Genomic DNA, 10,489 nt, shown 5'->3' on the forward strand with positions numbered 1-10,489 from the left:
AGAGACTCACTAAAGCAACGATATCAAGCAAACAAATCAAATCAACAAAGAGACATTTCACTAAATTTGTAGCAGTGCACTTTTGTTTGACAACATACAGAAGAACCTGCTCAATCATCACACGAAAAAGTAAAAGAGTGTATATCATTTGATGTTTCTATGTAGAGAATGGCTTTACACTCGCCATAGCTCAATGGGCGAAAATCGTTATCTTTGTTTGGTCTACATAGCCTAAATGCTTGCCGACCACATCGCAATGAAACATTTAGTATCTATTCATCAGCTTAGCGCAGACGATATCGTGCGCATTCTCGACAGAGCTGAGCTCTTTGAGCAATGTCCCAATCGAAAACTTCTAGAGGGACGTGTCATCGCTACTCTTTTCTTTGAACCCTCTACCCGTACACGCCTTAGCTTCGAGACCGCAGTCAATAGGCTTGGCGGACGCATCATAGGTTTCTCAGATGCCTCGACCAGTAGCTCAGCCAAGGGCGAAACACTCAAGGATACCATCAGTATGGTGGGCAACTATGCCGACCTAATTATCATGCGGCACTACCTAGAGGGTGCTGCCCTCTATGCCTCGGAGCTCAATAGAGCCCCTATCGTCAATGCCGGCGACGGAGCCAATCAGCACCCCTCGCAGACGCTACTTGATCTATACTCTATTCGCAAGACTCAGGGGACTCTCTTTGATCGTACGATAGTTATGGTAGGAGATCTCAAGTATGGGCGTACGGTGCACTCGCTCATTCATGGGCTATCTCACTTCCGCCCTCGCTTCATCTTCGTATCGCCCGATGAGCTACGTATGCCACAGGAGTACCTCGACTTCTGCGACGTACATGGTATCCCCTATGAAGAAACTCGTGACTTTGACTCAAGGGTCATCAATCAGGCAGATATCCTCTATATGACTCGCGTTCAGCGTGAGCGTTTTGTCGATCTAGAGGAGTATGAGCGAGTCAAGAATGTGTATGTCTTGACCAACGATATGCTCTCTGGGAGTAAGGATAACCTTAGAGTGCTTCACCCCCTGCCAAGAGTTGGCGAGATTGCACAAGATGTAGATGACAATCCTAAGGCGTACTACGTACAGCAAGCACAGAACGGACTCTATACTCGTCAGTCTATCATCTGCGAGGTGCTAGAGATAGAGGTTTCGTAGCCCAATAGAGTACAATACCACATTATATATAAGGTATGAACAAGAACACAATGATGGTGGAGAGCATCTGTGATGGTACGGTGCTTGACCACATTCCCTCGGATAAGTTATTTGCCATAGTTGCACTACTCAGGTTGGATCAGTTCTCTGCTCCGGTAACGATAGGGAATAATCTGGAGAGTAAACGCTATGGGCGTAAAGGTATTATTAAGATGACTGACCGTTTCTTCACCGAGGAGGAGATCAGCCGTATTACTATTCTCGCTCCGGACATTAGGCTAAACGTTATTCGTGACTTCAAGGTTGTAGAGAAGAAGGCCCTCAAGCTTCCCAAAGAGGTTGTGGCTCTGGTGCGTTGCCTCAACCCCAAATGCATTACCAACAACGAACCAATGCCTACACGCTTCTCTGTGGTGCAGGATAAGCAGAGGGTACATCTGGAGTGCCACTACTGTGGACGCAAGTGTATGGGTAGCGAGGCTCAACTACTCTAGTATGGGACGTGTAGACTGGAAACCCGGGACGCTGATCTATCCGCTACCCGCTATCCTCGTCAGTTGCGGCGACTTTGGGGCAGAGATGAATCTCTTGACGGCTAGCTGGGTCGGTACGGTTTGTACGAACCCGCCTATGTGCTATGTGAGCATTCGGCCAGAGCGCCACTCGTATGCGATGATCAAGGAACGTATGGAGTTTGGCCTCAACCTGACGACCGTAGAGATGGCCCGCCAGACAGACTGGTGTGGCGTAGTGTCTGGGCGTAAGTATGACAAGGTCGCAGAGATGGGTCTAGAGATCGAGCCTGCAAGCCTTATATCTGCTCCACTCTTGGTTGATAGTCCTCTGAGTTTGGAGTGCCGAGTACGTGAGATTATGCCACTAGGTAGCCACGATATGTTTCTAGCAGATGTGATTAACGTGCGTGCTAATGAGCGCTATCTCGATCCTAAGACCGGAGGCTTCGATATGGAGCGAGCAGGTCTGCTGGCATACGCTCATGGCGAGTATTTTGCCCTTGGAGAGTTTCTTGGGCATTTTGGCTGGTCAGTCAAGAAAACGACCCGAGAGGAGGAGCGTAAGCGACGAGCTCACGAGTCACAAAAGATTAAGTAATAGCAACAAAACAAGAATAGTAAACCAATCAATTAGTCAAGAAGATGAACAAAAAGTTTGCATTAATAGGCCTAGTAGTCCTAGCTATCGTAGCCCTAGCTTGGGGTGTAAGCCTATACAATGGCTTTGTACAGCAGGAAGAGGAGGTTAATACGGCTTGGAGCCAAGTAGAGAACCAGTACCAGCGTCGTGCCGATCTAATCCCTAATCTCGTTGCTACGGTCAAGGGCTATGCTGCTCACGAGCAGGAAACTCTACAAGCTGTGGTGGAAGCACGTAGCAAGGCTACGAGCACAACCATTGATGCCAATAACATGGATGAAGCCGCTCTAGCACAGTTTCAGCGCAATCAGGATGCTCTCTCCTCTGCACTCAGCCGTCTGATGGTGGTGGTAGAGAAATATCCAGAGCTCAAAGCCAATGAGAACTTTATGGCACTGCAGAGCCAACTAGAGGGCACGGAAAATCGTATCACCGTAGCACGCCGAGACTTCAATGAAGCTGCGAAGAAGTATAATACGGGGATTCGTCGCTTCCCAAGCAATCTTGTGGCCTCGATCGCAGGCTTCGATAAACGTCCCTACTTTGAGGCTCAGGCTGGTAGCGAGGTTGCTCCGACGGTAGACTTCGGTAAGTAATCAAAGCTAGAGTGCGATCATTATGAAGGCACTGAGATCGATAGGCCTACGCCTGCTCTTGTTTGTGTGTGGGTTGATGCTCTCTGGGTTCTTTGGCGTGTATGCCCAAGTCTACACGCCGGAGAATGTGCCCAATGTACAGCTCAGAGATAGCTTGCGTCTGACCTCCGACCCCAGTGGTACACTGACGGAGGCACAGGTGCGCAACATTGATCGTGAGCTGGTGACTATACGTAAGGCTCATGGGGTTGAGTTCGCCGTCGTATTGCTTCCCTCCATAGGCGATCGTGATATCGAGAGTTTCTCTAACGACCTGTTTCGCCTATGGGGTTTGGGGAGTAAGACAAAGGATAATGGGCTTTTGCTCCTGCTCGTTATGGATCGTCGGCAAGTGCGTTTCGAGGTTGGCTATGGGCTGGAGGGAGATCTTACCGATGCTACATCTCATAAGATACAGCGTACGTATATGTTGCCGCACTTCAAGAATGGCGACTATGAGTCGGGGATTATCTCGGGCATTCGGGCAGTGGGCCATGTGCTGGCGGATAGCTCATGGATTGCCGAGGAGCAAAACCGAGGCAGGCAGGAAGAAGACGACTTGATGCCCGTCGTAATCGTGTTGTTTGGGATATTTGTCTTTGCTCTTTTCCTCTCGTTTATCTCCTCGACCTTCAAGAATATAGCTCTGGTTCGAGATCCTTACACTGCTCGTCGTTTCTTCCCTCATGTCAAGTCCTACTTCAAGCTCTCGATTATCACATCTTTTCTGCTCCTACTTTGGCCAGTGACGCTAATCCTATTATATTGGCGTTATAGAGCGTTCAAACGTATCAAACCTCTGGTTGCTACGTGTCTGAATTGCTATCAACAGACGATGGCGCTATTGCCCAAGGAACAGACGATGCAGCATCTGACGCGAGGGCAGAGGCTTGAGATGCAGCTCAAATCTCGCTACTATATTGCCTATCAGTGTAGCGCATGTAGCGCAGTCGATGCCGTAGATCTGGCACGCACAGAAACCAGCTATAAGCGTTGCCCCAACTGTGATCACTTCACAATGAAGGTAGATTCTCAGAGTATAGTTCGTGATCAACGGGGCAGGCGCTTTATTCGTGCTTATCGATCTTGTATCAACTGCTCCTACATCGACGAGGAGGATCGTGAAGACCGTGGCGAGTCGCTCCTAGACTCCAACGCCGGTCTCCTAGGCGCAATCGCAGGAGCCGTCATTTCGGGTGCAGCTAGAGGAGGCTCATCGGGCTCGTATGGCGGAGGCTTCGGAGGCGGTTCTTCAGGTGGTGGTGGTGCTACTTCTGGCTGGTAGTACAGAGGGAGTACCTATCATTAGGTATATTACTGTGCATCATACCTATTATAGAATATAAGGGGGCTTTGGCCTCCTTTTTTTATACATTTGCGCCGAGATAAGTCAAATGAACACTGACTTGAAACATTTATTACTATGGATCGTAAGTACTTATTACTCCTGCTAGCACACCTAGCGATCAGTCCAATCTCTGTTATCAAGGCTGAGCCTGTGGAGCAGCGCAAGCATCAAACTACAGATGCTAATGTGATTGGGCACGTTATTGACAAGAAAACCGGTGATCATCTTCCCGGCATCACAATCGGCATCAAAGGCACGACCTTTGGCACGGCTACCGATGCCACTGGACACTATTACCTCAAGCATCTCAAGCCGGGGCAGGTCACGCTCGTGATGCATGGGCTCGGCTACAAGAGCCAAGAGAAGGTAGTGACCATCGAGAGGAATCGTACCATCGAAATCAATTTTGAAGCCATACAAGATGATATTCGTCTGGACGAGGTAGTCGTTTCTTCCAACCGACAGAACACACTGCGTCGTTTAGCTCCTACACTTGTCAATGTCGTAGATGGTAAAACGTTTGAGCAAGCCAATGCCAACAACCTAGCTCAGGGGTTGGTCTTCCAGCCCGGGGTGCGTGTAGAGAATAACTGTCAGAACTGCGGCTTCAACCAAGTGCGCATCAATGGTCTAGATGGTCGCTACTCTCAGATCCTTATTGATAGCCGCCCCGTAATGAGTGCTCTGGCTGGCGTCTATGGGCTAGAGCAGATCCCTGCCAATATGATAGATCGTGTAGAAGTCGTACGCGGAGGCGGATCGGCACTCTTCGGTTCGTCAGCTATTGCTGGGGTTGTTAATGTGATTACCAAGGAGCCTATCAACAATAGCGTTATGGTAAACGAATCTCTTGGTATGACTGGCTTCAAGTCTCTAGACAACAACCTAGGCTTCAATGCTTCTGTCGTGAGCGAAGACAATCGTTCAGGAGCTATGGTCTTTGGGCAATCTCGCTTCCGCAGAGGCCATGACGTCAACGGAGATGGCTACACTGAGCTTGGTCGCATCGACTCACGAGCCCTTGGCGGACGTGCCTATATTCGTCCTAGCGACCTGACTAAACTTACGGCTGAGGTGCACACTTTCCACGAAGATCGCCGAGGTGGAGATAACCTAAACTGGCCAGATCACGTGGCAGCTGTCCGTGAAGCTACTAAGCACTCTGTCTACAGCGGCAATATCAAGTTCGATCTTTTCTCGGAGAGCTAAAGCACCATCTACAGGTTTATGCTTCGGGTCAGGCTGTGCGCCGTGAAAGTTACTACGGCGGTATCGGCAAGCCTAATGCTAAAGACAAGGACGGCAATGAAATCAAAATAGGTGGAGAGCCAGTACCCGGTGGTCGCATTGGCTTCCCAATTCACCCATCGGACTATGGGCTTAACTATGGTCTTACTAGTGGACGTACCTATGTAGGAGGTTTGCAGTACACATACGACTTTGACAAGCTGCTCTTTATGCCTGCTCAACTGCTTGTGGGAGCAGAGTACACACACGACTATCTGTCCGATGTGATGCCTATCCGCCAGTGGTACACGGAGAACTGGCTCGAGGGTAAGCACGGAGGTAAGTCGCTGTCCGAGCCAATCAATCAGACAATTCGCAATGCAAGTCAGTTTGCTCAGATCGAGTGGAAGAATGATATGTGGAGCTTCTTGCTAGGTGCACGCCTCGACCAGAACTCAGCAGTGAAGGATATGATCCTTAGCCCTCGTGCTACGCTTCGCTTTAACCCAACGAAGAACATTAATCTGCGTGCTACATATGCTAAGGGCTTCCGTGCACCACAGGTTTTCGATGAAGACTTGCATGTGGGCGTTGTGAATGGAGAAGCTACTCGTGTGGTGAATGATGACAATCTACGCCCCGAGATTTCCCATGCCTTCAGCCTAAGCAATGATATGTACTTCCGTCTAGGTGCAGAAACTCAGCTCAATGTATTGGTTGAGGGTTTCTATACCAGACTGCTTGATGTATTTACCAATCACAAGGTCAAGACAGAGAATGGTGTCACTTATTTCCGTCGCTCCAACTACGGTCTAGATGATGATCGCAAAGTCGTAAGCTCTGGTGCCACAGTTATGGGAGCTAACCTAGAGGCCAAGGTAGCTTACCGCTGGCTACAAGTACAGGCAGGGCTGACCCTGACAAGCAATAAGTACGATGCGAACCAAGAGTGGGGTACTCGCCACAAGATCGAGGGGCTAGATAAGGAAGAGCAGTACTTGGACTATGTGCCTAAGGCTGATGGTAGCCAATTCGTGGCTGAGGCCGAGGATTCTGAGGCTCAGACTATCTCTATGACAAGCAAGGAAATCTTACGTACGCCATCTGTCTATGGCTACTTCACCATCGGCATTAATCCGATTAAGCCTCTGAATCTTTCGCTTACGGGTACGTACACAGGCCGTATGTGGGCACCACACGCAGTCGTTTGGGGGCAGAACTCAGCTGTAACAGATAGAGAAGCAATCGCTGCTGGCCTTCGTAAGCAAGACTTTGTGGTAGGTCTAGTAGATGATAAGGGAGCGCCCATTATGGAGGGAGGCGAAGCTAAGAGTGCGGCTCCACAGTGGGACGAGCTTGTGCATACGCCATCATTCTTCGATATGGGGGCACGCATCTCATACGACTTCCAGATGTTTGCCAAGACCAAAGTACAAGTCTATTGTGGTGTGAATAATCTCTTCGGTGCTTTCCAAAATGACTTCGACTTTGGCCCAGATCGTGATAGCGGTTATATCTATGGACCTACGATGCCTCGCTCTGGCTATATGGGAGTTAAGTTTTCATTTTAGAAGATCTCTGCATAGGTGTCGGTTGTAGGGAAGTACTCCCGCAGAAACCGTATTATATATGGAGAGAAATCTTGAGGGCGGTGTGTCGGAGTGAAACCTTCGACGCACCGCTTCCTTTTTTGCCCCATATTTAATCTATGGGATAGCTAACTTTAGAGGGGGTAAAGATGTTATTAAGAAAATATATCATACACTAGTTATTATGGCTACAACGAAGAAAATACACTGCCCCCTACTGGGGCTACACTGTGCCTCTTGTGCAGCCCGTGCAGGTCAGGTGCTAGGAGAGCTTACAGGAGTGATAGAGGCGAACGTCAATCTAGCCTCTGCAACTGTCAGCATCATCTATGATGAGGAGGCTATCACCCTAGATCAGATGCGCCAAGCCATAGAAAATTCTGGATATGAGTTAGTTGTGGGAGATCTGGAGGATCGAAGTATCGAGGCTAAGCGCCAAGAAGCCTATCGTCGGCTCCGCAATAATACGATCTATGCTCTCATCGTTGGGGCAGTCGTTATGGTACTCAGCATGTATAATTTATTGGGAGCTTACAATGCTTATATCTGTTGGTTGCTGGCTTCTTACATTATGGTTGTCCCCGGATGGGCGTTCTTCCAGAGGGCATACAGCCAGGTCAAGAGTAGAAGCCTCGGTATGGATACCTTGGTAGCAGTGAGTACGGGTATTGCTTATCTGTATAGTACGTTCAATTTGTTTTTCCCCGATGTGCTACGTTCTATGGGAGAGGAACCTCATCTGTACTTTGAGGCTCCAGCTATGATCATCGCTTTTGTTCTCTTGGGCAAATTCTTAGAAGAGAGAGCCAAAGGCAATACCACTGAAGCAATCAAGAAGTTAATGGGGCTACAACCCAAGGAGGTTGTTCGCCTCACTCTAGAGGGACTCGAGGAGGTTTGTGCGATTGATCGGCTTAGTTTGGGAGATCGTATCCTAGTACGTCCGGGTGAGGGAGTCGCAGTGGACGGAATAGTGCTTCAAGGGCACTCGGCAGTAGATGAGAGTATGCTCACTGGAGAGTCTATGCCCATAGATAAGTCTGTGGGGGATCGGGTATATGCCGGGACGATTAACCATGATGGAGTCTTGACGGTCGAGTCTCTTAGCCTAAAGGGAGATACAGTACTAGCACGCATCATCAATAGAGTCAAGGATGCTCAGGGATCACGAGCTCCTATTCAGAGGCTGGTAGACCGCATTGCAGCGAAGTTCGTGCTCGTGATCCTTGTTATAGCCCTAGTGACTTTCTCTCTGTGGATGTGGCTAGGTGGTACGCAGGGGCAAGTACTCGCTCAGGCACTTATTGCCACAGTGACGGTATTGATTATTGCTTGTCCATGTGCTCTTGGATTAGCTACTCCCACAGCCATCATGGTGGGGATAGGACGAGCTGCCTCTGAGGGGATTCTGATTAAGGATGCCGAGAGTCTAGAGCAAACGAAGAACATAGATACGATTGTACTGGATAAGACCGGAACCCTCACCGAGGGTAAGCCTAAGCTGGTAGATCAATTATGGTTTGTGCCAGAAGAACTACAGCTCAAAGGTATATTGCATGCTTTGGAGAGCAAGAGTGAGCATCCGTTGGCTAAAGCGATAGTTGCGGCTCTGTCGTCCGAGACTGTAGGGTATCCTCCCATTGAGTTCTCGCGCTGGGAGTATCTTGTCGGTTTGGGAGTCGTGGCGGAAACTTCTGGGCAGACTTATCTAGTCGGCAATCTAGCACTCCTAGCCCAGTACGAGGTAGCTCCAGATACCAGTATGCAGATTAGGGCTCAGGAGATACTCAGCTTGGAGCAAACGGTGGTCTACTTTGCTAGAGAGGGTGAACTCGTTGCTGTGCTCGGTATTGCCGATAGTTCCAAAGCTACTTCGGCAGAGGCAATCAGTCGCCTTCGAAAGAAGGGAATCGGGGTCTGGATGCTGACAGGGGACCATGAGGCAGTAGCCCATAGAGTGGCTCGAGATCTAGGGATCGACCATGTGAAAGCAGGTGTATTGCCCGAGCAGAAAGCTGATTTTATAGCCGAGCTCAGAGCCCAAGGCCGTAAGGTGGCGATGATTGGCGATGGGATCAATGATAGTGCCGCCTTGGCAACTGCCGATGTAAGCATTGCTATGGGGCAGGGGAGTGATATTGCTATTGATACTGCTATGGTCACGATTGTTTCAAGCGACCTCCTTCGTTTGCCAGAGCTTATCCATATCTCTCACCTTACGGTACGCACGATTCATCAGAATTTATTCTGGGCGTTTATCTACAATGTCGTAGCTATTCCTATAGCAGCAGGCATTCTATATCCTTTTGCGGGATATCAGATGACGCCTATGCTGGCAAGTATTGCCATGACCTTGAGTAGTGTGAGTGTCGTTAGCAATAGCTTACGCCTCTATCGTAAGTAGTCTTAAGGGCTTTCTACATGGGGCGTGCCGAGGGTTAATCTCGGTACGTCCCATTTTTTCCCCATCGCTGTGTATACATTTCGAGACCATTGCACAATATAATACTCCCAGAGAACTAGACACTAGCAGTAAAAAGTATTATTAACTTTAGGGTATTAAATTCTATAAGATTATGGGACGCCCAAGTAAGTACAGTTCGGCCTTCAAGGCAAAGGTAGCGTTGGAAGCGGTACGAGGAGATGTTACCCTTCAAGAGTTGGCACAACGCTATAGCCTCAGCCCCTCGAAAATTAGCGAGTGGCTAAGCGAATTAGAGGCTCATGCCCATCAAGCCTTTGAGCGCAGTAGCGTCAAAGACAAGGAGCTGAAGAAAGTTCAATCGGAAAATAAGCGACTCTTAGAGAAAGTCGGTCAGCTGAGCATTGATTGTGATTTTTTTGCGAGCGCCTGCGAGGCATCCGGACTCAAAGTGAGATAATAGAGATGGAGGCATCTCGCCTCGCAGGCATGAGTCGCAAACGCTTTTGCGCATACATGAGCCTCAACCGTTCGACACTATACTACAAGCCCAAGGGTGAAAGCGCTGAAAACCTAGAGCTTATGCAGGAGATCGACCGCTACTACTTGGAGCATCCTACAGCAGGTGTGTTACATATGCAGTCGATGCTGACGCTCAAAGGTTATCATGTTAATGTCAAGCGAGTTCGCCGCTTGATGCGTTTGATGCACTTAATGCCGATTTACCCGAAGCCTAGCCTCTCAAAAGGGACTATTCCGAAGTATGTGCATCCTTATCTGTTGCGTGGTCTAGACATTCAACGCCCCAATCAGGTGTGGAGTACAGACATCTCGTATATCCCTGTAGATGTACTTTCCATTTTCTAACGCAACACTATGGTTATAAGAACGACAGGTGGCGGGCTAGCCCGCCACCTGTCAAAAATCGTTCATAGCTTTGATGTT

General features: G+C 49.0%; 8 protein-coding genes and 1 pseudogene. All 9 read left to right on the forward strand.

From position 1 onward, the window contains the following. Positions 1-250 precede the first annotated feature (250 nt). On the forward strand, positions 251-1,168 hold the full coding sequence (gene pyrB / locus HQ48_RS05160) for an aspartate carbamoyltransferase (RefSeq protein WP_152568320.1): 918 nt from the start codon (positions 251-253) through the stop codon (positions 1,166-1,168). A gap of 35 nt (positions 1,169-1,203) precedes the next feature. Continuing rightward, a complete protein-coding gene (locus HQ48_RS05165) occupies positions 1,204-1,662 on the forward strand; it encodes an aspartate carbamoyltransferase regulatory subunit (protein ID WP_044189938.1) in 459 nt (152 codons plus the stop codon). Position 1,663: 1 nt separating this feature from the next. Then, the gene (locus HQ48_RS05170; RefSeq protein ID WP_044232119.1) at positions 1,664-2,281 is read left to right on the forward strand and encodes a flavin reductase family protein; all 618 of its coding nucleotides are present in this window, start codon (positions 1,664-1,666) and stop codon (positions 2,279-2,281) included. Between the two features lie 44 nt (positions 2,282-2,325). Further along, positions 2,326-2,919, forward strand: a complete 594-nt coding sequence (locus HQ48_RS05175; RefSeq protein ID WP_044189945.1) for a LemA family protein — start codon at positions 2,326-2,328, stop codon at positions 2,917-2,919. Between the two features lie 22 nt (positions 2,920-2,941). Further along, positions 2,942-4,243, forward strand: coding sequence for a TPM domain-containing protein (locus HQ48_RS05180; RefSeq protein WP_044232121.1), 1,302 nt, complete (start codon positions 2,942-2,944; stop codon positions 4,241-4,243). Between the two features lie 138 nt (positions 4,244-4,381). Beyond that, positions 4,382-7,104, forward strand: a pseudogene (locus HQ48_RS05185) (TonB-dependent receptor domain-containing protein). 202 nt (positions 7,105-7,306) lie between these two features. After that, positions 7,307-9,526 (forward strand): cation-translocating P-type ATPase, encoded by a 2,220-nt coding sequence (locus HQ48_RS05190; protein WP_044232122.1) that lies wholly within the window; start codon positions 7,307-7,309, stop codon positions 9,524-9,526. A gap of 172 nt (positions 9,527-9,698) precedes the next feature. After that, positions 9,699-10,004 (forward strand): transposase, encoded by a 306-nt coding sequence (locus HQ48_RS05195; protein WP_044232123.1) that lies wholly within the window; start codon positions 9,699-9,701, stop codon positions 10,002-10,004. Between the two features lie 5 nt (positions 10,005-10,009). Beyond that, positions 10,010-10,411 carry an IS3 family transposase gene (locus HQ48_RS05200; protein ID WP_052408978.1) on the forward strand — a complete coding sequence of 134 codons (402 nt, stop codon included), beginning with the start codon at positions 10,010-10,012 and terminating at the stop codon, positions 10,409-10,411. Positions 10,412-10,489 lie beyond the last annotated feature (78 nt).

Source organism: Porphyromonas sp. COT-290 OH3588 (assembly GCF_000769075.1).
Taxonomy (GTDB): Bacteria; Bacteroidota; Bacteroidia; order Bacteroidales; family Porphyromonadaceae; genus Porphyromonas.

Coding starts and splice junctions, on each gene's coding strand:
- HQ48_RS05165 (WP_044189938.1), top strand. CDS start 1,204: ATGAACAAGAACACAATGATGGTGGAGAGCATCTGTGATGGTACGGTG.
- HQ48_RS05170 (WP_044232119.1), top strand. CDS start 1,664: ATGGGACGTGTAGACTGGAAACCCGGGACGCTGATCTATCCGCTACCC.
- HQ48_RS05175 (WP_044189945.1), top strand. CDS start 2,326: ATGAACAAAAAGTTTGCATTAATAGGCCTAGTAGTCCTAGCTATCGTA.
- HQ48_RS05180 (WP_044232121.1), top strand. CDS start 2,942: ATGAAGGCACTGAGATCGATAGGCCTACGCCTGCTCTTGTTTGTGTGT.
- HQ48_RS05190 (WP_044232122.1), top strand. CDS start 7,307: ATGGCTACAACGAAGAAAATACACTGCCCCCTACTGGGGCTACACTGT.
- HQ48_RS05195 (WP_044232123.1), top strand. CDS start 9,699: ATGGGACGCCCAAGTAAGTACAGTTCGGCCTTCAAGGCAAAGGTAGCG.
- HQ48_RS05200 (WP_052408978.1), top strand. CDS start 10,010: ATGGAGGCATCTCGCCTCGCAGGCATGAGTCGCAAACGCTTTTGCGCA.